We start from the raw sequence: 23178 nt of genomic DNA, 5'->3' as shown, positions 1-23178 counted from the left end.
CGGACAGGAGGGGTGGGGCCTGCGTTCGCATGTGGTGGGGCGCATCCGTGGCCACCCTGTGGGGTGACGGCCCGCCGTTCCCCTGACACCCCATGCACCGACTGCTGCGACACCTCCGGTCGCTCTTCCGAGTGGAGCCGGGAAGACCGGCCCTGTGGGCGGGGCTGCGGGCCGCCATCGCCACGGCGGTGCCGCTGTGTCTCGCCTTCCTGCTCGGTGTCCCCCAGGCCGGGTGGGCTGGCCTCACGGGCCTGCTCGTCACGCTCGCGGACAAGGGCGGCTCGTACAACTCTCGCGCGCGCATCATGGGCCTGGTGACGGCGTTGGGGGCGCTGGTCGGCATGCTCGCCGCGCCCGCGGGCCACACGTACTGGATGGACGCCAGCCTGCTGTTGTTCGGCGTCACGGCGGCCAGCTTCGCGCGTTGCTACGGCGAGACAGCGGGGTCGGTGGGAGGCCAGCTCGCCGTCATCTTCGTGGTGTCGCTGGGCGCGCCCGCCACCACCCTCGGGGAGACGGTGGCACGCGGTGGAGCCCTGCTGCTGGGCGGCCTGTGGGCCATGACACTGTCGCTCCTCCTGTGGCCCCTGCGCCCCTACCGGCCCGCGCGCCGCGCGGTGGCCCACGTCTACGCGGCGCTCGCGACCGCGGCGGAGCAACTGGGCGCGGCGGCGATGAAGGGCGCCACGGCGGACGAATGGGCGGAGGGACTGAGCCGTCACGCGGGGATCCGCCCGAAAATCGAACGGGCCCGGGGCGTGCTCGCGGCCACGCGGCGCGGGCGCCCGGACGAGTCCCGTCGCGGCGAGCACCTGCTGGTGTTGGTGGAGCTGGCGGAGCCGATGGTGGCGCTGCTCAGCGCCATCGCGGAGGCGATGCAGGTGGTGGGTCGGGACCCGCACCTCTACAGCATGCGGGAGCGCGCGGCGCGGTTGTCCGAGGCGTACGCCGCGATGGCCTGGTGGGTGGCGCGAGCCCTGCAGCAGGAGCGCAACGAGGGCATGGGCACGCCCCCCCGGCTGGCGCTGCGCCCAAAACGAAGGCAGCCGGCGAGGATGTCCGCGCCGCCCGTGCGACGTGGCTCGGAGGGCCCGCTGTCCGCGCACGTCGCCACGCTGTTGGACAGGCTGCGCGAGTACGCGGGCGTGGTGCATGAAACCGCGTCGGGGTTGCTGTTCGGAGACCCGGTGTCCCCACGAGGCAAGGGCACCCTCGGGGGACAGCCGAAAGCACCGGGCTTCTCTCCATGGCAGCCGGTGCGCGACAACCTCCACCTGGACTCCCTGGTGCTGCGGCACGCGCTGCGCACGGGGATGGTGGCGACGGCGGCGCTGGGCCTGACCCGGGCGCTGCAGGTGGGCGACGCGCACTGGGTGAGCCTCACGGTCATCTCCATCCTCCAGCCCTACGCGGGCAGCACGGAGGAGCGCGTGCTCCAGCGCACGATGGGGACGCTGGTGGGCGCGAGCCTGGCGGCGCTCATCGCGACCACGGTGCACACGCCCGCGCTCATGATTGGGGTCATCAGCGTCCTGACGGCCGTCTCCGTGGCGCTGCTGCCGCTGAACTTCGGGGCGTTTCAAATCCTGCTCACGCCGGACTACCTGCTGATGGCGACGCTCAGCTCCGGAGACTGGACGGTCGCCTCACAGCGCTCGCTGGGGGTGCTCATCGCGGGGGCGCTCGCGCTCTTGGGGTCCTGGACGCTGTGGCCCAGTCCGGAGCGGCGCCGCTTCCCGGACGCGGCGGCCTCCGCCCTGCGCGCGGACGGCAAGTACCTGCAACAGCTGGTCATGCACCGCAGCGGCACGGAGCCGGCGGTGAACGAGGAGCGGCGCCGGTTGGATCAATCGCTGCTGGAGGCGGAGTCCTCCTTCCAGCGGCTGATGACGGAATACCGGGGCCCGCCGCAGCACCTGGAGCCCGGCATGGCGCTGCTCACCTACGCGAGGCGCTTCGCGCTGGCGGTGACGGCGCTGGGAACGGGGAGGTTCGAGGGACGCACGTCGGTGTTGCCCCAACAGCTCGCGCAAAGGGCCAGTGACAGTCTGGAATTGCTCGCCCGCGCATTGCAGGAGCGACGGGAGCCGCCGCCCCTGCCGCCGCTGTCCCTGCCGCGCACCAGTGATGATCCGGTGCTGGGTGCCCTGCTGGAGCGCGTGCCCCGGCAGCTCGGCATCCTGCACGGCGCGGTGGCGCGGCTCAGCGAGGATCCGACGCTGCGCTGACGGCCGGAGCGGACGCGGGCGGTCGCGCGGCACACGCGGTCTGGTACTCCGTCAGCTTGCCCCGGAAGCGCTCCTGTTCCGGCTGGGGCCACTCCTTCGGCAGCGACCCCACCGCGCGCTCCTGCTGCTTCAAGGCTTCCGGGCACTGTCCCAGGCCGAAGTACGCGGCGGCGGCGGTCTCCAGCACGTAGGGATTGGCCTGTTCGCGGCGCATGGAGGGGCGCACCGTGATCAGGGCCGCCGCGTACTGACCGGCCTGCACCTGCTGCCAGGCCACCTCCGTGGCGGCCCACCAGGAGCCGGGCGAGAGGGAGTGCGCGCGTGCCACCGCCTGGGGATACAGCCGATCCTCGGGAGACAGCACCGCCAGCCACTGGGCGAGGGTCGTCCAGGCGGGGGCGCTCTTCGGGTTCTGGGACACCCGCTGTCGCGCCCACGCCAGCTCATCCTCCCGCGTCAGCTGCCCATTCGGCGGAGTGAAGCGGAGGTGGAACGTGTACGGGATGCTCAACGGATGGCCCGCCAGGGTCGGCGGACGGTAGAGGGAGGTGTACAGCTCATCGAGGGCACGCTGGGTGCCTTCCACCGGCCCCCCCTCGACGACCTTGCAGTCGCGGACCCGTCCATCCGTATCAAACCGACACCGGAAGATGAGGAGCGCGAACATCCCGCGCTCGACCAGCTCTCGCGGGTGTGGCGAAACGAACCGCCCTCCTGAAATGAGTTCTGGGCGACGGACTGACTCGTGCAGGAACGCGCAGGCCTCCTGAAGACCTGCTTCGCAGGCGGCGGAGAGGTCGCGCAGGGCGCGCTGGACCTCCTCCTGGGAGGGAGTGCCCTTCAGGAGCTGGACGGCTTCGGCGAAGACCAAAGGGGCCTGCTCTGGCTCCAGTTCGACCGAAGGCATGTCCGCCGACGCATCCGCGAGGAGCGCGGAGACGTCCCACGAACCCTTCCGTGGAGAGGCATCCCTCAACACCTCATCCATGGCCAACACCAGATGGCCATGACTCGCGGGCAGTGACGGGATGGCGCCATGACGACAGCCCGTCGAAACAAGAAGCAGGGAGAGGAGGCACAAACCCAGGCGCATGGCCCCGCATCCTAGAGCACGGCGTACAGGAACGAGCTTGTCTCCTTGCTCGTCCAAAGCCTACGGAGAGGCTGGCGCCACCACCGCCACGGGTGCGACCGAGGTCGTCGCGGCCACCAGGTTCCCGGCCCCATCCTTCGCCAGCCCGTACAACTTGAACGCCCCCGTCACGGCCGGCAGGCGCACGCGCCACGTGCCCGGCGCACTCCCCTTCCGGGACTCCAGCGCCGTCACCCCATCCCGCTCCACGCGCGTGGCCGCGTTCCGGAAGTTGTACGCGAACGACACGTCCAGCGGCGTCCCTCGCGGAGCGGTGACCTCGAAGTCCACGAGCGCCCAGGTGGCCGCGCCGTCCTTCTCCATGCCCCTGACCGCCAGCCGCACCGGCACGGGCAGCGCGGGCTCCGGCTTCTTGCCCGTGTACGCCTCCCGCACCGCGTGCCACGCCGGCCGGGTGGAAGTCCCCGACAACAGCCCCAGCCACATGCCGGTGTGGTCGAACGACGCGCTGTAGTTGAAGACAAACAATCCCAGACACCGGCCCGCCTGGACGTGAGGCCCCAGGGCGTTGCGCCAGCCGTCCACGATGACGTCGTACTTCTCCCCGTCCCCTGGCTCCACCCTCAATCCCTGCGCGTCCTTCGGCGCTTCCCATTCTCCCTGGGCGCCGAACTCGGTGATGAACCACGGCTTGCGTCCACCGGCCTGCTTCACGGCTTCTGGCAGCGCATGGATGCCCCGGCCATAGACATTCAGCCCATACGCATCCAGCGACGGCACGTACTTCTCCCAGAACGGCACCCCGAGCGTCCACGCATCCACCGACAACACCGGGTGCCCGGTGTCCGCCTTCTTCACCGCCCGGACGACCTTCTCCAGGAAGCGCGCGTACGCGACCTTGGACGCGTCGTCCGGTGAATTGAGGATGACCTCATTGCCCAGCCCCCACGCGAGCACGGCCGGGTGGTCCTTGAAGCGGCGCACCTGCTTCAGCGTGGCCTGCAACTGCGCCTCACGGCCCTTCGCATCGCGCACGTAGTCGAAGGCGTCGTCGTTCTCCATGCCGGGGCGGCCCGGCCGCAGCCACAGCCCCACCAGCACCCGCAGGCCGTGCTTGTGCGCGGCGTCGAGCAGCGCGGCCGTCTCCTCGCCGGTGCCCCAGGTGCGCAGCGTGTTCACCCCCAGGGCGCGCAGCCGCTCGCAGTCCTGGTCGAAGTTCGCGGGGCCTCCGGAACCGCTGAAGGTGACGCCCTTCGCCACGTAGGGCTGGCCGTCCACCTCCATCCTCCAGCCCTCCCCCGCCTTCACGATGGCGGTGCGGGCCTCCACGTCCCAGGACGGGAAGAGGAGCGCGGTCAGGAGCAGGACGCCGACGGCGACGGGACGGGCGGTGGCCATGGGTCCGGCAGTCTAGCCGGCGGCCGTGCGCGCACCGTCCGGCCCCCGCCACTTCGTACGGTTTCGTGCTAGCCCCAGGGGTCGTGGATCCGCTCGTGACCCTCCTCGAACCGGCCCCCCGGACGGAAGACGTACCCACGGCCTTCCCGAGCCCCTTCGACGCCCTGGGGCCGCACGCCCTCGCGCGCCGCGCCGCGGAGTCGCTTCAGGCCACGCTGCGCGAAGGCGTCATCGCCCCGGGACTGAGCAGCCGCCTCCTGGAAGGACCGGACGGAGGGAAGATGTTCGGCGTGCTGGTGGTGCGCCAGCGGGATGGGAGCCTGGGCGTGCTGCGCGCCTTCTCCGCGATGCTCGCGGGACGCTGGGACGTCCCGGGCTTCGTGCCGCCGTTGTTCGACCGTGAAGCCCGCGCACGGGTGGAGCCCGTGGCCGAGACCACCGTGAAGGCCCTGCTCGCCCGCGCCGAAGCGTGGAGCACGTCCGAGGAGCTGCTCCGCCTGCGAGCGGACGACGATGCCCGCCAGGCGCGAGAGGCCACGGAGCGCGAGGCCCTGCGCCAGCGCCACGAGGACCGCCGCCGCCAGCGCCACGCCCGCCGAGCGGAGGTCCTCGCCGCGACGGACCTCACCGAAGCCACCCGCGCGGAGGCATTGCATGCGCTCGACCAGGAGAGCCGGGGCGACAAGGCGGAGAAGCGACGGTGGGACGCGGCCCAGGAACAGACGCGGCGCGACCTGGCCCCCCGCCGCGCGAAGGCCGAGCGACGGCTTCGGGCGCTGGATCGGCTGCGGCGCATCGTCTCCCGCGGCTTCATGAAACAGCTTCACGACACCTACGCCATCACCAACGCGCGAGGAGAGACGCGGCCCCTGCGCACGCTCTACGCCGGAGCGGAGCCGCCCTCCGGAGCCGGAGACTGCGCGGGAGCGAAGCTGCTCGCCCATGCGTTCGCGCACAGGCTCCAGCCGGTGGCGCTCGCGGAGTTCTGGTGGGGCACGCCGCCCGCGTCCGGAGGCCGCATCCAGGGCGCCTCCTATCCCGCGTGCCGGGACAAGTGCGGGCCCCTGCTGCCCTTCATGCTGGAGGGACTGGAGGTCTCCGCGCCCCGGCTCTTCGTCCCGCCGCCCGCGCCCACGCCGGAGCTGTCCATCATCTTCGAGGACGCGTGGCTGGTCATCATCGACAAGCCCTGTGGACTGTTGTCGGTGCCGGGCCGGGACGCGGCGCTGACGGACTCGGTGCTCACGCGCCTGCGCGCACGCCACCCCCACGCCACGGGCCCGCTGCTCGTGCACCGGTTGGACCTGGACACGTCCGGGCTGCTCGTCGCGGCGCTGGATGCGCGCACGCATTCGGCGCTGCAACGCCAGTTCCTCCACCGCGACGTGGACAAGCAGTACGTGGCGCTCATCGGCGGGCCGGTGCAAGGAGCGTCGGGCACCATCACCCTGCCCCTGCGCGTCGACCTGGACGACCGTCCCCGACAGATTGTCGACCCCGTGCACGGCAAGCCCGCCGTCACGGACTGGCGGGTGCTCCACCGCGAAGCCGGTCGCACGCGGGTGGCCTTCCACCCGCGCACCGGACGCACGCACCAGCTCCGCGTCCACGCGGCGCACCCCCTGGGACTGGGTGCGCCCATCGTGGGGGATCCGCTGTACGGGCACGCCGACCGCCGCCTGTTCCTGCACGCGGAAGTCCTCTCCTTCGTGCACCCGGCGACGGGCGAGCGCGTGTCCTTCACCCGCGCGGCTCCGTTCTAGAAACGCGGGCCGTCAGTTGACGAGCAGCACCTTGCCCACGCCGCCCTCCTCCGCGAGCTTCTGGGCCTCCTTCGCATTGCTCATCGGGAACGTCCGGCTGATGGGGATGATCAGCTCCCCCTTCGCCACGCTCACCCCCAGCTGCGCCAGTCGGCGCCCGTCCGGATGCGACAGGAAGGTGCGCACCGTGAGGCCCTTCTCCTTCGCCCCCTTCGGCTCGCCCACCACGCTGCCCACAACGCCGCCGTGCTTCACCTTGCCCAGCACCGCGGTGATGGCCTCACCGCCCACCGTGTCCGCCACCGCGTCCAGCGTGGGCAGCTTCGCGACGTCCCTCGGATCATCGAGCGCGACGACCCCATCCACGCCCAGCGTCTTGGCCTCCACCAACTGCTTGAGCCTCACGCCGGCCCAGATCTTCACGCCCCTCGCCCGCGCTGCGAAGATGGCCGCGCGGCCCACCGCGCCCAGCGCGCCGGTGATGAGCAGCGTCTCACCCTTGCTGGGCTGCACCTGCTCTTCAATCAATTGCACGCCCGTCAGCGTCACCAGCGGCAGCGCGGCGGCATCCCGCAGGTCCATGGACTCGGGCACCTTCGCCCAGGCTTCCGTGGGCGCGACGACCGTCTCCGCGTAGCCGGCGCTCACCAGCCCCATCACCCGGTCGCCGGGCTCGAAGGACTCCACGCCGGTGCCCACCTCGATGACCTCGCCGGACACGTCGCGGCCCAGGATGGCGGGGAGCTTCAGCGGCATCATCGCCTTCATGTCGCCCCGTCGGATCTTCCAGTCCACCGGGTTGATGCTCGCGGCGGTGACGCGGACCTTCACCTCGCCCGGGCCCACCTTCGGCTCGGGCATGTCCTGCACCGCGAGCTTGTCCACATCCCCATAGTCCTTCAGAACGACGGCTTTCATGCAGGCCTCCACAAGTCGGGCGCGGGAAGGAACTCCAGCGACGGGCCAACGGTAAGCACCGGTGAAGGGGGTGCCATCGTCGGCGGGCGCTCGTCCCGCTCCCCTGCCTCCCGACAGCGCGTCGCAAGCGCCAGGAGCAGACGGCGCTCCGTGCGCGGCGGGCACCTGATGCCGGCCTTGCTCAAGACCCGCCGCTCGCAGGCCTGGCCGCTGTGCCTGCGAAAGCCCCAGCCCGCGTGGCGAACGCGCCCCAGCGCCTGGAACGCGAAGCGCTTCTTCCTCACTCCGCCGTCACGCTCGCGTCCCGGACGTCAGGCGCCGCGAGGCTGGAACTCCAGCGCCTCGCGCAGGACCGGATAGGTGTCCTCGGACGCGGTGCTGCCCATGAAGGTGTCGATGTGGCCGCAACCCGGCAGCACGTGGCGCTGGTAGTAGCGCGCCCCGTTCGCCTCGCTCAACCACGCGAAGGTGCGCTCCGTGGACGTGGGCAGGTACGTCTGGTTCTTCTCGCCGGAGATGAACGTGATGGGCCGCTTGAAGGGCGCCGCGTCCAGGTAGTCCGGCGGCCGGCTCTGACCGTAGCGCTGAAGGTTGCCCGCGCGGCCATGGTCGTAGCGCACCGCGTGTCCGGTCCGCGCCATCTGCCCCAGGTGGCGGAACGTCATCAGGTTGCAACGGCCGAACTGCTCCTCCAGCCGCGAGTGCGTCTCCCGGTTGAGCCGGGAGTGCCGGTACAGCCGCCCGTACATGAACGACAGCCGGTGGCACACGGGGCTGTCGCACTCCATGCGCAGCAGGCCCGCCACCTTGCTGAAGGCCGCCTGGAACAGCGGCGTGCTCGAAGCGTCATCCGACGTGAGCGAGTCCAGCCCCAGGTCCAGCAGCTCCGGCACCCGCAGCAGCGCCTTGAAGCGCGTGGACTTCGGCACGTCGTGGTGCAGCGCCACCTGCGACGCCACCACGCTGCGCACATCCGGCAGGTGTCCGGCCGCGAGCGACATGAAGAACGCCGCCGACCCCGCGCAGTGCACCACCGCCTGCACCGACTCCGCGCCGGTGATTTCGCGCATGCGCCGCACCGCCGCCGGCATGTCGTGGTCCGCCGCGTCGTCCAGCGAGAACTGGCGCAGGGGCAACTGCACGCTGGCGCGCCAGTCCAGAAGCCACGTGTCGTAGCCGTGGCGCACCAGGTACTGGACGAAGTTCTCCTTCAGCGTGGGCAGCATGAACATGCCGCTCCACACGCCCGCGCCGTGCACCAGCAGCACCGGCCCCTTCGTGCCGCCCGCGTAGCGCGTGAGCCGCAGCGGGACGCCGTCCCCGGCGAGAAAGTCGTACTTCTCCGCCACCGGAAGTCCGTCCCGCGTCCCGTACTCGGACACCACCCGCAACACCGCCGCGCTGCCTCGACGTTCAAAAGCCATGGGCCACCGCCTCCGCGATGCGCTCGGACACCGCGCTGATGGTCATCACCGGATGGAAACCAATCGACGTGGGGATGACGGAGCCATCCGCCACGAACAGGCCCGGGTAGTTGAACACTTCCCCCTCCTTCGAAACGACGCCACGGTCCGGCGACTCCGCCAGGTGCGCCCCGCCCAGTGAGTGCACCGTGAAGGGCCGGCGGAACAACTCCCACGTCACGAGCGGCGCGAACGTCCCGCCGTACTGTGAGGCCAGCTCCCGCATCGCGCCCATCATCCGGGACACCAGCTCCGCGTTCTCGCCCGCGTAGTCCCACTCGATGTCCAGGTGGTCGCCCTTGAGCCCCATGCGCCCGTTGGCGTTGTCCTGACCAATGGCGAACAGGTTGCTCGTGCGCGCGGGGTCCACCGTGTTCATCAAGGGCTTGTTGAAGAGCCCCTTCGCGAACGCCTTGTGCAGCAGCGGGCCCAGCTTCGGCCACATGGGCGCGGCGAGCCCGCCCAGCGGCCCCAGCACCGGCTGGCCCATGCCCGCGAGCACTGCCGTCGCCGGCCGGTTGAAGGTGGCCGTCACCATGGTGAAGCGAGGCGCCGCGTCGAAGAACTTCATCACCGTGGCCACGTCCGGGCCCACCCACGGGAGGATCTCCTCGCGGCTGCCCTGCAACGAGCCCAGGAAGTCGCCGTTGCCGGAGTAGCCGTAGCCCAGCCGGTCGCTCACCAGCGGCAGCGTGCGGGCCCGGTCGCGGCTGCGCAGCAGGATCTCCACCGTGCCCAACGCGCCCGCGGACAGCACCACGCGGGTTCCCTCCACGGACATCTTCTCCCCGGTGGACAGGTCCCGGTAGTGCACCCGGTAGCCGCCGGCCACGCGCTGCACGTGGGACACGGACAGGCCGGGCCACACCGTGGCGCCCAGCTTCTCCGCGCGCGCCAGGTAGGTGAGATCCAACGTGTTCTTCGCGCCGTGCTGGCAGCCGAACTCGCACTCCGCGCACAGCTGGCACGCCTTGCGGCCCGGCGCGGAGGGCTCCGTCCAGGACACGGCCTCCGTCGGATCAAACGTCTGCCGGCCCATGCGCCGGGCGGCCTGCTGGAACAGGTCGCGCTTGCGCAGGGGGATGGACGCGGGGAACGGCTTCACGTCCAGTTCGCGCGCCACCTTGTCGTAGTACGGCTCCAGCGCCTCGCGGCTGAAGCCCCGGGGCCAGCGCGGGTGGTCGAAGACGATGGGGTCCGGCCGCACGTGCACGTTGGCGTAGATGAGCGAGCCGCCGCCCACGCCGGCCGCCGTCACCGTGCCGATGCCGGACAGGAAGCGCACATCGAAGAGGCCCTTCGCCTGGGGCCGGGACGGCTGGCGCCAGAGGACTTCGTCCGCGCGCGTGACATCCCGGGGGAACTGGCCGGGGGCATAGCGCCGCCCCCGCTCCAGCACCGCCACGGACCTGCCCGCCTGCGCGAGCCTGAGCGCGGTGATGGAACCCCCGAAGCCGGAGCCCACCACCACCACGTCGTATCGCGTCGCCATCCCCACGATGTGCCGTCCTCCCTAGTCGAACTTCGCGCGAGCGAAGACGTCCCAGAGCGTCCCCATGAACATGCCGCCAAAACGCCGGATCGCATCCGCCTGCTTCAGCGGCGACGACGTGCCCAGCACCGAGAACGTCGTCACCTGCTGGATGAAGTCCGGCAGGTGCAGGCGGATGATGCCGCTGGACACCACCGGGCCGGAGCGCTCGTGTCCCCGGCGCACCACCGTGTAGAGCGTGGACGTGTCGCTCCACACGTCGAAGCCCGCGTTGTCGCAGACCTCCTTGTAACCATCCAGGAGGTACGGCTGGCCGTCCACGCCGGTGAAGGGCAGCAGGTACAGCATGCGCCGCTCGTAGAAGCGCTCCGTGTCCACGAAGAGGTTGAACACGCCGTTCTCCACCGCCGCGCCCCCCGGAGGCGTGAGCCCCTTCACGTGGAGCGTGCCCTGCGCGATGCCGCCGTGGGACTCCTGCGCGAGGAAGCGGTCCAGGTTGGGCAGCGTGATGGTGACGACGAACTCCGCCACGTCCCCGGAGCGTTGCCCCGCCCGCGCCGCCCCGGCGTAGTCGTCCGCCGGCACGTGGCCCGGATGCAGGTGGCCCTTCATCCGCTCCGTGAAGCGCAGGCCCACCACCGGCGTGGGCGAGGCCACCGTGCCCCCGGGCGGAATCACCACCGTGCCCAGCGGATCCGTCCCCGGCACCACGGGCGTGTGCGCCGTCTCCACCACCGGCATCATCCGCATGCCCACCCGCGCGGAGGCGGAGGGGTCGGCACGCACGGGCTGCGCGGGCCCCCGCTCCGGCGCCACCCAGCCCGGCGCGTTCTTCACCTTGCGGATGGCGCGCTCCACGTTGCGCTCGGCCACGGCGGCGATGCTGGAGGAAGGGTTCACGCCAATGCCCACCGGCAGCGCCGCGCCGTCGAAGACATACAGGCCGGGGTAGCCGTGCACCTGGCCTTCCGGATCCAGGACGCCGTACGCGGGCTCCTCCGCCATCGCGCAGCCGCCCAGGTTGTGCACGGACACCGGCAGGTGCAGCCGCTCCCACAGCGGGTTGTACGCGGCGCGCGTGCCCAGGGCCCGGGCCACGTCCTCGCAGAGCTGCTCCTGCGTGCGGTACAGCGGCAGGTTCGCGGGCACGTCCCACTGCACCTGCAATTCGCGCGTGACGGGCGACAGCGACAGCCGGCCGTTGGCCTTGTCCCGGCCCATGGCCAGGAACACCGCCTGGAAGCGGCCGCGCTCGTTCTCGATGGAGGCCATCTCCTTCGAACGCGCGCGCAGCACCTTCACCAGCTCCCGCTGCAACAGGTCCGCCGGCAGGCTGAGCGCGCGGTCCGGATCCATGGCGAGCATCAGCCCCGCCGCCTGCACCGGGTGGCCGCCCTCCTGGAAGAGGAACCAGGTCTTGTCCTTGCCCGTGCCCTCCTCCACCACCATGCCGGTGGTGATGGTGGGGCCCACCGCCGGGTCCCATGCCTCCTTCGTGTCGAAGGCGAAGGCGAGGAAGTCCCCGTTGGCCGAATAGCGCGTGCCCAGCCGGGCGCTCACCTCCGGCAGCGTGCCCAGCACATCGCGGTTGCGCAGCAGCAGCTCCGTGGTGTTCACCGCGCCCGCGCACAGGAACACGCGGCGGGCGTCCACGGTGCGTTGCATGCCGGCGGCCGCGTGGTCGGTGTACGTGACGCGGTAGCCCGGTGACAGGGGCTCGATGCGCGTCACCTCCGCCTGCGTGGACACCTCCGCGCCCTGCTGCTCGGCGACGGCCAGGTAGTTCAGGTCCAGCGTGTTCTTCGCGCGGACGTTGCAGCCGATGTCGCACTCGCCGCAGTAGTTGCAGCCTTCCTGCATCACGCCGAACTTGTTGCGCATCGGCTCGCCCGCGGGGGCGAAGCGCACGGCGAGGTTCGGGTGGAAGAACTGGGCTTCGCGGCCCAGCTTCTTCGCCACCTCCTGCATCCGCTTCGTCTTGGTCGGCAGCCCGCGCGCGGAGGTCGTGATCGGCTGCACGTCCAGCATGTGCGCGACCAGGTCGTAGTAGGGATCCAACGCCTCGCGGCTGTAGCCCTCTGGCCACCCGGACGAGAAGACCTCCGCCGGAGGCCGCAGGTGCACGTTGGCGTAGATGAGCGAGCCGCCGCCGTACCCCGCCGACTGCACGATGCTCATTCCCTTGAGCAGCTTGATGTCGAAGAGGCCCTGCCGGTGCTGCCACAGCCAGCCGTTGGTGGGGTCCTCGAAGTCGCGCGGGAAGCTGCCCTTCGGGTAGCGCAGGCCGCGCTCGAGCACGCGCACGGACAGGCCCGCCTGCGCGAGCCGGCAGGCCGCGACCGCTCCGCCAAACCCGGTGCCAATGACCAGGGCGTCGTATGCCGGTGCCATGTTCCCCCTCCGGGTGCGATCCCCAGGAGCAGGGATCAGGAGCACGACCCGGGAGCGTCCTGAAACGGACGACCTGATTCTACAACGGGTCCACCCCGTTTCCTTGAGGCCCCCCTTCCCGGCAGGTCGCTCATTCTCGCGGTGGATCCGGGTATTCCTGGAACAGCGTGCGGATCCGTCTCATCAGGCCGCGTCATCACCACCGGATAGCGGGACTTTCCGTGAAGGCTTGAGGGAGGGCCGGGTGGACGCAGGGGCGGGGCCATGACATTGAAAATGGAATCCCCGTGAAGCAGGGCAGGCAGCCGAGCGGGGGCAGCACGTAGCGGGATGTTTCGAAGGACCCCGGTGCGCGCGGTACCCTCCCCCGATGGCCGGCGAATCCATGAGCACTCCAGGCGTTCCCGACCCGGTACTTCCCTCACCGGAGGGCTCCCCCACACCCGCCGTGGATCCGCTGCTGACGATGCGGCTGGGGGAGTTCATCATCGAGGAGCGCATCGGCGCGGGCGGCATGGGCGTCGTCTACCGCGCGGTGCATCCGCTGATTGGCAAGCACGCGGCCATCAAGGTGCTGCGGCCGGAGCGGATGGCGCGGCGCGAGGAAGCGCAGCTGCTGCTGGAGGCGAAGGCGGTGAACGCCATCCGGCACCCGGGCATCCTGGACATCTTCAACTGCGGCACGCTGCCGGATGGGCGGCCGTACATCGTGATGGAGCTGTTGCAGGGCCGGACCCTGTCGGAGGTCTTGCTCGAGAAGGGGAAGCTGGACGTCGAGCTGACAGTCTGGGTGTTGGATCAGCTGCTGTCGGCGCTGGGGGCGGTGCACCGGGCGGGCGTGGTGCATCGCGACGTGAACCCCGAGAACGTGTTCCTGAGGGAGTTCCTGGACACGAAGCCCACGCTGAAGCTGGTGGACTTCGGCATCGCGCAGGTGCCTCGGGAAGAGTCGCCGGGAGCGAACGGCGCCATGACGGGGACACCGGAGTGCATGTCGCCGGAGCAGATCCGCGGCGGCACGGTGGGGCCCGCGGCGGACCTGTACTCGGTGGGCATCCTCGCGTTCCAGATGCTGACGGGCGCGCGCCCCTTCCAGGGCGAGCACATGCAGGTGATGTTCGCGCAGGTGGAATCGGTGCCACCCGCGCCGTCCACCCGAGCCGAGGGCATTCCTCCGGCGCTCGACGCGCTGGTGCTCCAGTTGCTGGAGAAGAAGCCCGCGCGACGCCCGGCCAGCGCGGAGGCCGCGCGCCAGCAATTGAGCGCCATCGAGGCCGCGCTGCGGACACCTGTCACTCCACCCGTCCAAGCGGAACCGGTCGTGGTGCCGACAGTCGTCCCGTCGGCGGCACCGACGTCGCGTCGCAACAAGGTCGTCGTGGGCGCGGCGGTGCTCATGGCCTTCGGTGTTGGAATCGTGGGGGGACGGGTTCAACACAAGGCCGGCCCGGCTCAGGCGCCCACGACTCCGGCTGTGAAGCGACCGGTCGTGGTGGAACCAGCCCCCGTGCCTCCGCCGACACTGGTCGCTCCGCCTGAGCGTGAGACGACCGCACAGGAGGAAGACAGGCTCCAGGAGTAGGAGCCCCGTCGCCGACCCGGGCCTCGCTGGCGCCCGCGCAAGCAATTGGAGCCAGGTCCGCACCTTGAACAGACCGACCTGGTCGGTCGTTGCGCGTTAAAGCAAGCTGGACCTGGGAAGTCAGTTGCGACCCAATCCGGGTCAACCTTGAGAATTGGAAGCGATGGGAACGCGCGGCTATGGTCTGCGGGCCCCCTCATGAAAACCAACCGGAAGTCCGTTCCCGATGATGCGGGTTCCGTCCCGATGCGACCTCCGTCCTCCGTGAGGTCATCGTCATCCTCCGCCGCCCCCGTCGAGGATCCCCTGCTCTCGTCGCAGGTAGGGGAGTTCATCATCAATGAGCGCATCGGCGCTGGAGGCATGGGCGTCGTCTATCGGGCCACCCATTCCTTGATCGGCAAGCAGGCCGCCATCAAGGTGCTGCGGGCGGAGCTCGTGTCACCGCGGGTCCATGAACGACTGCTGGTGGAAGCCCGCGCGGTCAACGCCATCCAGCACCCCGGCATCATCGACATCTTCGGTTTCGGCACCCTCCCGGATGGGCGTCCGTACATCGTGATGGAGTTGCTGAAGGGACGTTCGCTCGCCGAGTTCGCGCCCACCCGCCAACCTTTGGACGTGGCCACCACCGTCTGGGTGTTGGATCAGATCCTGGCTGCGCTTGGGGCGGCGCATGAAGCGGGCGTCGTGCACCGAGACCTCAAGCCAGCGAATGTGTTCGTGGTGGAGGGGCCCAATTCGGCGCCCACGATCAAGCTGGTCGATTTCGGCATCGCCAAACTGCTGGAGTCCCGAGACACTCCGACGACCCTTGATGGCACCATCCTGGGCACGCCCGAATTCATGGCTCCCGAGCAGATCCGGGGAGGAGAGGTGGGCCCGGCGACGGACCTCTACGCAGTGGGCATCATGGCGTTCCAGATGCTGACCGGCACGCGCCCGTTCCAGGGCGACCCCTTGCAGGTGATGTTCGCCCACGTCGATCGCATTCCGCCGATGCCGTCCTCCCGCGCGGAAGGCATCCCACCGGAATTCGACACGCTGGTGCGCCACCTGTTGGCGAAGGACCCAGCAATGCGTCCGGCCCTAGCGGAAACCGTTCGCCTACAGCTCCAGCGCATCCCGTCTGGAACAAGCTCAGGCGCCCCGAGAATGGCTGCCCGAAGCGCACCTCGCGCGTCAGCCTCGACGGTCGTCACCTCTGGCCCCCCTTCGCGGCAAGACACGATGCCTTTCGCCACTCCGCGAATCGCGAAAGGACATCGCTGGAGGTGGGGAGGAGCGCTCCTGCTCGCGGGACTGGGAGGAGCGATCTGGTTCAGCCGTCCGGCTTCGTCCGAGGTGCCCGCATCCGCAGAGCCTTTACCCAGGCCGGGTGTCCAGGAACACGCGGGCAACTCAGCCGCATCGAGTGACAAAAATGTTCCGCAGCCACCGTCTGTCACTTCCGCCCAACCCGATGGCGTCAGTTCCATCCCCGGCACGGTCCCTCCCACGCAAGAACCGGAAGGAACAGAGCCCGCCAAGCCACCTGTCGCGCACGCGGGAGGAGCACGGCAGTGGAACGTCCCAGAAAAAAAGTCCAACAGGGACAGACCTACTCCGCCTATCGGCAAGGATCCGAAGCCTCCGCTCTCCGAGCCTCCGACCATCGTTTCGCAGCCAGACGTCTCGCCAAACAAGGTAGCCGGCATTCCTGACAATCCGCCGGCGACAGCCACGCGGCCTGTCACCCCACCGACGACCGTCGGGCCCGTCATCAGCGAGCCCGCTCCCATCGTGACTCGCCCCGCGCGTCCAACACTTCCCCAGAACAGCGGTGACGAGCAAAGACTGGCGAAACGCTTGGACAGGTTGTTCGAACAACTCTACGCCCGGAGTCCGGGTGGCAAGCCCCAGGAAAAGCTGCTTGAAGAATTGCTCACGCAGTACCGGAACGCCGCTGGCAACCTCACGGGCGGTGAACGTGCACGCATCAAGGGGGCGCTCGATGAGTGGGAAAAACGGTTCGAGCAAGCCCTGAAGTCCCCAGCCAGTGCCATCGCCTCACTTCCCGAAGCACCGCCTCCCCCCATCCCCACTCCCGTCGTCAAGAAGGCCGCGCCTCCCGACCTGAACAGCGCTCCATCCCCCAGAAGGAGCAATGCCGCTGAGCAAAAACTTGCTGCGCGGCTGTATAGGCTCACCGACGAGTTCAAGCGCCATGCGGAGCCAAATGACCTCTTGATCGAACTCGGGTCGGAGCTACACGGGTTCTACGTCCTCGCGGCCCAGGAGCTGACTGGGAGCGAGCGACAGTCCCTAACAATCAAGATGGATAGATGGGAGGAGAAACTAAAGGCGGTCCTTCGCAAATGACCCCATTGGAGCGTCGTGACTCCTGATTTCCTGGACAGGGTAATATTTGAAAGCATCGGGAACGCAGGGTCATGGCCGGAGCGCAATTCGCCTCATGAGAAACTCGCCCCCCACCCGCGCGGATAAAGGGAAGGCTGCGCGACCGGTCGTCAGGTCCAGCGCAGCCGAGGATCCGTTGCTGGGCGCGCAACTGAGTGAGTTCATCATCCAGGAGCGCATCGGTGAGGGAGGCATCGGCGTGGTGTACCGGGCGGTGCACCCGCTCATCGGCAAGCAGGTCGCCATCAAGGTCCTGCGGCTGGAACTCGTGTCGCCGCAGCAGGTGCAACGCCTGCTCGTGGAAGCCCGTGCGGTCAATGTCATCCAGCATCCCGGCATCATCGACATCTTCGGCTTTGGCAGCCTTCCGGACGGACGACACTACATCGTCATGGAGCTGCTCCAGGGACGCTCGCTTTCTGACTTCGCCAACGCGAATCAGCGAATGGACCTGGAGAGCGTGGTCTGGGTCATGGACCAGATACTGATCGCGCTGGGCGCCGCGCATGAGGCGGGCGTGGTGCATCGCGACCTGAAGCCAGCGAATGTCTTCGTGGTGGAAGCTCCGAAGGTCCCGGCCTCGGTCAAGTTGGTCGACTTCGGAATCGCCAAACTGCTTGAGGAAGGTGCGCCCCCACTTACAGCGGACGGCCATGTCATTGGAACCCCGGAGTTCATGGCGCCAGAGCAGATCCGAGGCGAAGCCGTGAGCCCGGCGACCGACCTCTACGCGATGGGCGTGATGCTGTTCCAACTCCTCACCGGCACGCGCCCCTTCGAGGGCGAATCCCTCCAGGTGATGTTCGCGCAACGGGACCAGCCAGCGCCCGCGCCCTCGTCGCGAGCCCCGGGCATTCCTCCTGCGCTCGATGCACTGGTCCTGCACCTCCTGAAAAAGAACCCCTTGGCCCGGCCCCCTTCTGCGGAAGCCGTCCGGGAGCGTCTGCAGCGCATTCCGATGCGCGCGCGCCCCCTTCCGCCCACAAGCAGCCGCGCTGCACTCCAAGCCACAGCCGCCTCGGATGAAGACAGCGCCACCCTCACGACGAAGGAAGCGCTCAACGCCATCCCCAGTCCGCCGAGCCCCGGATGGTGGCTGGCGCCGATCCTTCTGCTCCTGTGCGCAGGAGCCATCACCGCCCGTCCCCAGCAATCCCCACCGGAAATCGACACAGCGATTGGCACTGAAGCCGAAGCGAGCGAGGGGCACAGGACCGTTCGGACATCGACAAGAAGCGTATAGAGGCGAAGTCCCGCCCTGATCAGCGTCCATTGCTGGCGCCCCACCAAAGCCCGCACGGAAGGGAAGTCAGTCGCGACCCTTCATGGGTCATCGCTCCGGATCATCATGCTCCGTAGGCAACGGCAGTCGGACTGTTTGAACGCACCTCGAACGCGTGCTTATGGTTCGCGCATCCGCCCCCATGAACAAGCCCCTCCCCACGCGACTCGATAAAGGGATGAGAACGAAGACGGACGCCCGGTCCAGCGCTCCCGTGGATCCCTTGTTGGGGACGCGGATGGGTGAGTTCCTCATCGAGGAGCGCATCGGAGAGGGCGGCATGGGTGTGGTGTACCGCGCCGTGCATTCGCTCATTGGCAAACAGGCGGCCATCAAGGTCTTGCGCCAGGAACTCGTGTCCCCACAGCAGGTCCAGCGGCTGCTCGTGGAGGCCCGAGCGGTCAATGCCATCCGACACCCGGGCATCATCGACATCTTCGGCTTTGGAAGCCTTCCGGATGAGCGTCCCTACGTCATCATGGAGTTGCTCCAGGGACGTCCCCTCTCCGACTTCCTGGGCGAGAAGAGTCGCATGGACCTGGAGTCCGTGGTCTGGGTCATGGACCAGGTGCTGGCGGCCTTGGGCGCGGCGCACCGGGCAGGCGTGGTGCACCGGGACCTGAAGCCCGCGAACGTCTTCGTGGTCGAAACACCAGAGGCCCCGACGACCCTCAAGCTGGTCGACTTCGGCATCGCCAAGTTGCTGGAGTCGCGTGAGAGCCCCCTCACGTCGGACGGTTCCGTCATCGGCACCCCGGAGTTCATGGCGCCGGAACAGATTCGCGGTGGGACGCCGAGCCCGGCGACGGACCTCTATGCCGTGGGCGTGATGCTGTTCCAGCTCCTGACCGGCGTGCGGCCCTTTCAGGGTGACTCCGTCCAGGTGATGTTCGCGCACCTGGATCGGCAGCCGCCGGTTCCGTCCGCCCTGACTCCGGGCATCCCTCCAGAGTTCGACACGCTGGTGCGCCAGCTCCTGGCGAAGGATCCAGCCGACCGGCCCCCTTCCGCGGAAGCCGTGCGGGAGCGACTGAAGCGCGTCCCGCTGAGCGCAGCGCCCCACCCGCCGTCGTTCTCGAAAGACGACATGGCCCAGGCGACAGCCTCCACGAGCAACAAGGCCTTCACCCCGGAAACACTGGAGGCACTCAAGGCCATCCGCAGCCCGCCAGGCCCTGGATGGTGGATGGCACCTGTGTTGATCCTGCTGTGCGTCGGCGCCGGTGTCTTCAGGCTCCGTCAGGCTGATGCCGTAGCTCCCGCACGGAAGGAACCCCAACGCATCGCCAGCAACGGCTCCGGAGCCGGAACAGTTCATGCGGAGTTGGGCAACACGGGCGCGCCATCGCCGACTCCGGACGAACTCCAGCCAGCCGTCGCCCAGCAGAGCCCTCTACCATCTATTGGAGCTTCGACGACGCCCGCCGAGCCCATCAGCAAAGGCTCGCCGGTCACTCCAGCGAATTCCCACCCAGAGCCCCCCGCGCCCCAGCCGCGGACGAAGGATGCGCAGGCACGGCAGAAACTGCTCCAGCGCGTCACGAGGCTCTCCAGTGAGCTGCACCGCCGGAGTGGGAAGAAGGCGCCCCCCTCGGGCCTGAAAGAGGGGCTGGTGCAGCTCAAGCGCTCTGCCGCGGTGGCAACCACGCGGCAGGACTGCGCGTACATCGACGAGGCACTCGACTCCTGGGAGATGCGCTTCAACCAGCAGCTCCCCTCGCCCTGACACCGGTCGTCCGCGTCAGCTGAAATCCGCCCGAGTTGGCAGTCAGCCACAACCCTGCATGGCTCAGCCCAACGAATCATCATGACCGTTGCGGACTCAGCTCCCGGGATGTTTGAAAAAGACGCGACCGCATGGGTATGGTCCCGCCGCCAGCCCCCATGAAAAGCTCCTCATCTCCTGGAATCGATACCGCAAAAGCCACAGGGCCTGAATTGCGGTCCACCGCTGCGGATCCGCTGCTCGGCACTCAGGTGGGTGAGTTCGTCATTCAGGAGCGCATCGGCGCGGGCGGAATGGGCGTGGTGTACCGCGCCGTGCATCCGCTCATCGGTAAACAGGCGGCCATCAAGGTCATGCGCTTGGAGCTTGTCTCCCCGCAGCAAGTGCAGCGCCTGCTGGTGGAGGCCCGGTCCGTCAATGCCGTCCGGCACCAGGGCATCATCGACATCTTCGGCTTCGGCATCCTCCCGGACGAGCGGCCTTACGTCATCATGGAGCTGCTCCAGGGACGCCCGCTGTCTGACTTCGTCCGCGCGCAGAACCGGATGCCATTGGAGAGCGCGGTCTGGGTCATGGATCAAATGTTGGCCGCGCTGGGGGCCGCGCATGCGGCGGGCGTGGTGCACCGCGACCTGAAGCCCGCGAACGTCTTCGTCGTCGAGTCATCGGGAGTGCCGAGCGTCGTCAAGCTGGTCGACTTCGGCATCGCGAAGTTGCTGGAGTCGTGCGAGAGCCCGCTCACGTCAGAAGGCTCCATCATCGGCACGCCGGAGTTCATGTCTCCGGAGCAGGTCCGAGGCAGCAGTGTGGGCCCGGCGACGGACCTGTATGCGGTGGGCGTGATGCTGTTCCAGATGCTCACCGGCGTGCGCCCGTTCCAGGGCGAATCCCTCCAGGTGATGTTCGCGCACGTCAACCAGCCGCCACCGGTGCCGTCCTCGCGCATTCCGGGCCTTCCTCCGGAACTCGACGCGCTGGTGCTCCAGTTGCTGGAGAAGGATCCCGGAGCACGGCCTGGTTCGGCGGAGGTGGTGCGGGAGCGGCTGAAGCGGATTCCCCTGCGTGCGCCGCCCCATGCACCGTCGGTCCCGAATCGGGACGCCCCTCCCGTGGACGCTTCCGTGGGGGTCGACACCATCACGGCGGCTTCCCAGGAAGGCCCCACGGCCCCTCGCGGGTCACGAAGGCACGCTGCGTGGGTGGGTGGCGCACTGGTGCTCCTGGGGCTGGGAGCCGCCGTCGTCTGGCCGACGCACCAAGCACCTCCAACCGTCGTGGCCACGCAACCTGTGGCGTCGATCGCCGACAGGGTCGAGCTACCAGCAGTCGTCGATGCGGAGCCCCCCACCGCGCCGCAGGCCGTTGCGGCCGCGCCCGCCGTTGAGGTCGCCTCCCCCATCACACCGTCGGTCGCCGAAGCCGCGCCGCCCATGACACCGCCGGCCTTCAGCGAAACCAGCGAGCCTCAGGGCGAGCCGCCATCTCCTGCCGCGCCCGTGCTCACGAAGCAAGCTGCGACGGAAGCTCGCCCCGAAGCGCCCGAGGAAAAGGTCCCCACAGCTGAGCCGTCCGGAGCCGCCAAGTTCGAAGCGGCGCAGGCGAAGCTGACTCCGATTCTCAATCGCCTCAAGAGGCAGATGAAAGAGCGATGGGGAACCGCTCCCCCCAAAGATCTCGACGCTGAGCTGACGAGTGCTTTCGCCGCAACCGCCCGTGCGACCACGGAGAAGCAATGCATCCACATCGAAAAGCAGCTCAAAGCGTGGGAGAAGCGCTTCAACCAGCAGCTCCCCCCGCCCTAACCCCGGTCGTCCTCGTCCTCCTCATCCAGACCCTCGGGTGACTCCAGGAGCCGGCGGGCCCGCTCCATCATCTCCACGACGATCTGCCCGGCGGGCTGCACCGTGTCGATGCGCGACATGCTCGCGCCTCCCGCCGGCAGGCTCATCTCCTCCAGGTCCCCCTGCGTGTCGGGCGTGGGCAGGAAGGAGCTGAACTTCGGCATCACGTACTGCACGTCCAGCACGCCGGGAAACAGCCGCGTCGTCCCGATGGTCTCCGGCTCCGCTCCCGGCGGCGGCACGCGGGACTCGCGCCCCGCCCACTCGCGCACCGCGCGGTTGCGGATCACCCGCATGCGCTTGCCCGGCCACTCCGGACCGAACAGCGTCGTCAGCGTCGTGTCCCCCGCGTCCCCTTCCACCACCCGCTGCTTGTAGAGCGGGTGCGCGTACGCCTCCACCGACGCGATGAGCCGCGTGCCCACCCAGACGCCGTCCGCGCCCTGATGGATTGCCCGCGCCGCGCTGAACCCGTCCGCGATGCCTCCCGCCGCCAGCACCGGCACGTCGTTCGACAACGCCCGGAACTCACGCACCAGCGCCAGCGTCGGTGTGCTGCCCAGGTTGCGCCCTCCCGCCTGCCGCCCCTGGGCAATGAGCCCTTCCATCCCCGCCGCCAACGCCTGCCGCGCAAGCTCCACCGTCCCCGACTGCATCCACACCCGCGTCCCCGCCGTCTGCAGCGCGCGAATCCATTCCAGCGGCGGCAACGTCCAGTGGAACACCACCACCGGCACCTTCGCCGCGACGCACGTGTCGACGTGGTCTCGCGACGTGAAGCCGTGCGGCTCATCCCGGTCGACGATGAAGTCCACGCCATAGGGCCGCTGCGTGCCTGCCTGGATGGCCTTCAGGCGCGCCTCCAGCACCAGCGGCGGCTCCGGCGCGCCGCCCAGCATTCCCAGCCCGCCCGCCTCCGACACGGCGATGACCAACGGCGGCAGCGACACGAACGCCATTCCCGCGCCCACGAAGGGGTAGTGGATCCCCACGGCGCGCGTCAGCCGCGTCTTCAGCGTGTTGCCCTCCAGCACGTAGATGGGCGGAGGGCGCGGCCCGGGCTGTCCGTCACCGTCGGAGGTCCCTTCCGCCAGCGGCTCATCGTCTTCACGGGAAGAAGTGGGCTGGCCAGGTCGTCCGTCGTTCGCGCCGTTCATCGCGTCTCCCGCTGGTGCTGACGTACCGAGCTTTCAAGATTAGCAGCGCCACCCCTTGATTCAGTCGCGACCGGCCAGGGCCGTGCTCACTGGCCAGCAGAGCGACCTCCTCTCTGTCCTTCATTCATCCAGGGAGAGGTCGTCGTGCCCCAGCCCCGCGTCCGTCAGCACCCGGCCCCGCCCGAGCCGCCGCGTCAGGGGCCGGTAGCGCTGCGCCACCATGTTGCCCAGCCGGAAGGGAAGGCCCCGCTCCCGCTCCACGCGCCGGGCCTGGGCGACCAGCGCCTCGCGCGTCAGTCTCAGGGGCCCCTCCAGGCCCACCAGGATGCGGTTGGTGCTGGAGGGCACCTCGAAGAGGGACAAGCCATGGAAGCTCACCTGGTAGGTGCGCACCATCGCGTCGAAGAGCGGGTTCGCCGCCGACTCCCACACGTTGCCCACCAC

Annotated in this window: 14 protein-coding genes and 1 pseudogene; 7 read left to right on the top strand and 8 right to left on the bottom strand. The window is 69.2% G+C overall.

Features of this window, described 5'->3' with window-relative positions:
- The first annotated feature begins 92 nt into the window (after positions 1 to 92).
- On the top strand, positions 93 to 2228 hold the full coding sequence (locus D7X74_RS12895) for an FUSC family protein (RefSeq protein ID WP_120533240.1): 2136 nt from the start codon (positions 93 to 95) through the stop codon (positions 2226 to 2228).
- Here D7X74_RS12895 and D7X74_RS42640 read toward each other — a convergent pair.
- On the bottom strand, positions 2203 to 3321 hold the full coding sequence (locus tag D7X74_RS42640; RefSeq protein ID WP_147444281.1) for a hypothetical protein: 1119 nt from the start codon (positions 3319 to 3321) through the stop codon (positions 2203 to 2205). The two genes, D7X74_RS12895 and D7X74_RS42640, sit on opposite strands and share 26 nt — an antisense overlap.
- 60 nt (positions 3322 to 3381) lie before the next feature.
- Complete coding sequence (locus D7X74_RS12880; protein ID WP_120533237.1) at positions 3382 to 4719, bottom strand: glycoside hydrolase family 2 TIM barrel-domain containing protein; 1338 nt, start codon at positions 4717 to 4719, stop codon at positions 3382 to 3384.
- Between the two features lie 95 nt (positions 4720 to 4814).
- Between D7X74_RS12880 and D7X74_RS12875 the strand changes: the two genes are divergently transcribed.
- A complete protein-coding gene (locus D7X74_RS12875; RefSeq protein ID WP_199741812.1) occupies positions 4815 to 6482 on the top strand; it encodes an RluA family pseudouridine synthase in 1668 nt (555 codons plus the stop codon).
- A gap of 12 nt (positions 6483 to 6494) precedes the next feature.
- On the opposite strand, the gene D7X74_RS12870 is transcribed toward D7X74_RS12875, so the two are convergent.
- The 4 genes from D7X74_RS12870 to D7X74_RS12855 form a co-directional block, all read right to left on the bottom strand.
- Positions 6495 to 7400, bottom strand: a complete 906-nt coding sequence (locus tag D7X74_RS12870) for an NADP-dependent oxidoreductase (protein WP_120533236.1) — start codon at positions 7398 to 7400, stop codon at positions 6495 to 6497.
- Positions 7401 to 7711: 311 nt separating this feature from the next.
- The gene (locus D7X74_RS12865; protein ID WP_120533235.1) at positions 7712 to 8824 is read right to left on the bottom strand and encodes an alpha/beta fold hydrolase; all 1113 of its coding nucleotides are present in this window, start codon (positions 8822 to 8824) and stop codon (positions 7712 to 7714) included.
- Positions 8814 to 10355: an FAD-dependent oxidoreductase gene (locus D7X74_RS12860; RefSeq protein WP_120533234.1), complete on the bottom strand. Its 1542-nt coding sequence runs from the start codon at positions 10353 to 10355 to the stop codon at positions 8814 to 8816. The genes D7X74_RS12865 and D7X74_RS12860 overlap by 11 nt, the downstream gene beginning before the upstream one ends.
- Positions 10356 to 10376: 21 nt before the next feature.
- Entirely contained in the window at positions 10377 to 12746 is a 2370-nt protein-coding gene (locus D7X74_RS12855) for a GMC oxidoreductase (RefSeq protein ID WP_120533233.1), read from the bottom strand.
- 385 nt (positions 12747 to 13131) lie between these two features.
- Here D7X74_RS12855 and D7X74_RS12850 point away from each other — a divergent pair, with 385 nt between their 5' ends.
- The 5 genes from D7X74_RS12850 to D7X74_RS12830 all read left to right on the top strand — a co-directional run bounded on the left by D7X74_RS12850 (position 13132) and on the right by D7X74_RS12830 (position 21538).
- On the top strand, positions 13132 to 14328 hold the full coding sequence (locus D7X74_RS12850) for a serine/threonine-protein kinase (RefSeq protein WP_120533250.1): 1197 nt from the start codon (positions 13132 to 13134) through the stop codon (positions 14326 to 14328).
- Positions 14329 to 14526: 198 nt separating this feature from the next.
- Positions 14527 to 16689 carry a serine/threonine-protein kinase gene (locus D7X74_RS12845; RefSeq protein ID WP_120533232.1) on the top strand — a complete coding sequence of 721 codons (2163 nt, stop codon included), beginning with the start codon at positions 14527 to 14529 and terminating at the stop codon, positions 16687 to 16689.
- 94 nt (positions 16690 to 16783) lie between these two features.
- Complete coding sequence (locus D7X74_RS12840; protein ID WP_120533231.1) at positions 16784 to 17971, top strand: serine/threonine-protein kinase; 1188 nt, start codon at positions 16784 to 16786, stop codon at positions 17969 to 17971.
- Positions 17972 to 18188: 217 nt separating this feature from the next.
- Complete coding sequence (locus tag D7X74_RS12835; protein WP_158622222.1) at positions 18189 to 19736, top strand: serine/threonine-protein kinase; 1548 nt, start codon at positions 18189 to 18191, stop codon at positions 19734 to 19736.
- Between the two features lie 158 nt (positions 19737 to 19894).
- Positions 19895 to 21538, top strand: a complete 1644-nt coding sequence (locus D7X74_RS12830; protein WP_120533249.1) for a serine/threonine-protein kinase — start codon at positions 19895 to 19897, stop codon at positions 21536 to 21538.
- Here the strand turns inward: D7X74_RS12830 and D7X74_RS12825 are convergent.
- A complete protein-coding gene (locus D7X74_RS12825) occupies positions 21535 to 22734 on the bottom strand; it encodes a nitronate monooxygenase family protein (RefSeq protein ID WP_120533229.1) in 1200 nt (399 codons plus the stop codon). The two genes, D7X74_RS12830 and D7X74_RS12825, sit on opposite strands and share 4 nt — an antisense overlap.
- A 120-nt stretch (positions 22735 to 22854) precedes the next feature.
- Positions 22855 to 23178: pseudogene (locus D7X74_RS12820) on the bottom strand (hypothetical protein); the annotation flags it as partial.

This window comes from Corallococcus sp. CA047B (assembly GCF_003612065.1).
GTDB classification, from domain to species: domain Bacteria; phylum Myxococcota; class Myxococcia; order Myxococcales; family Myxococcaceae; genus Corallococcus; species Corallococcus praedator.
This window is presented reverse-complemented; position numbering and strand designations above follow the sequence as displayed.

Bases quoted from the DNA above. Each gene is read 5' to 3' on its own strand.
- D7X74_RS12895 (WP_120533240.1), top strand. From the start codon at position 93: ATGCACCGACTGCTGCGACACCTCCGGTCGCTCTTCCGAGTGGAGCCG.
- D7X74_RS42640 (WP_147444281.1), bottom strand. From the start codon at position 3,321: ATGCGCCTGGGTTTGTGCCTCCTCTCCCTGCTTCTTGTTTCGACGGGC.
- D7X74_RS12880 (WP_120533237.1), bottom strand. From the start codon at position 4,719: ATGGCCACCGCCCGTCCCGTCGCCGTCGGCGTCCTGCTCCTGACCGCG.
- D7X74_RS12870 (WP_120533236.1), bottom strand. From the start codon at position 7,400: ATGAAAGCCGTCGTTCTGAAGGACTATGGGGATGTGGACAAGCTCGCG.
- D7X74_RS12865 (WP_120533235.1), bottom strand. From the start codon at position 8,824: ATGGCTTTTGAACGTCGAGGCAGCGCGGCGGTGTTGCGGGTGGTGTCC.
- D7X74_RS12860 (WP_120533234.1), bottom strand. From the start codon at position 10,355: ATGGCGACGCGATACGACGTGGTGGTGGTGGGCTCCGGCTTCGGGGGT.
- D7X74_RS12855 (WP_120533233.1), bottom strand. From the start codon at position 12,746: ATGGCACCGGCATACGACGCCCTGGTCATTGGCACCGGGTTTGGCGGA.
- D7X74_RS12850 (WP_120533250.1), top strand. From the start codon at position 13,132: ATGAGCACTCCAGGCGTTCCCGACCCGGTACTTCCCTCACCGGAGGGC.
- D7X74_RS12845 (WP_120533232.1), top strand. From the start codon at position 14,527: ATGAAAACCAACCGGAAGTCCGTTCCCGATGATGCGGGTTCCGTCCCG.
- D7X74_RS12840 (WP_120533231.1), top strand. From the start codon at position 16,784: ATGAGAAACTCGCCCCCCACCCGCGCGGATAAAGGGAAGGCTGCGCGA.
- D7X74_RS12835 (WP_158622222.1), top strand. From the start codon at position 18,189: ATGAGAACGAAGACGGACGCCCGGTCCAGCGCTCCCGTGGATCCCTTG.
- D7X74_RS12830 (WP_120533249.1), top strand. From the start codon at position 19,895: ATGAAAAGCTCCTCATCTCCTGGAATCGATACCGCAAAAGCCACAGGG.
- D7X74_RS12825 (WP_120533229.1), bottom strand. From the start codon at position 22,734: ATGAACGGCGCGAACGACGGACGACCTGGCCAGCCCACTTCTTCCCGT.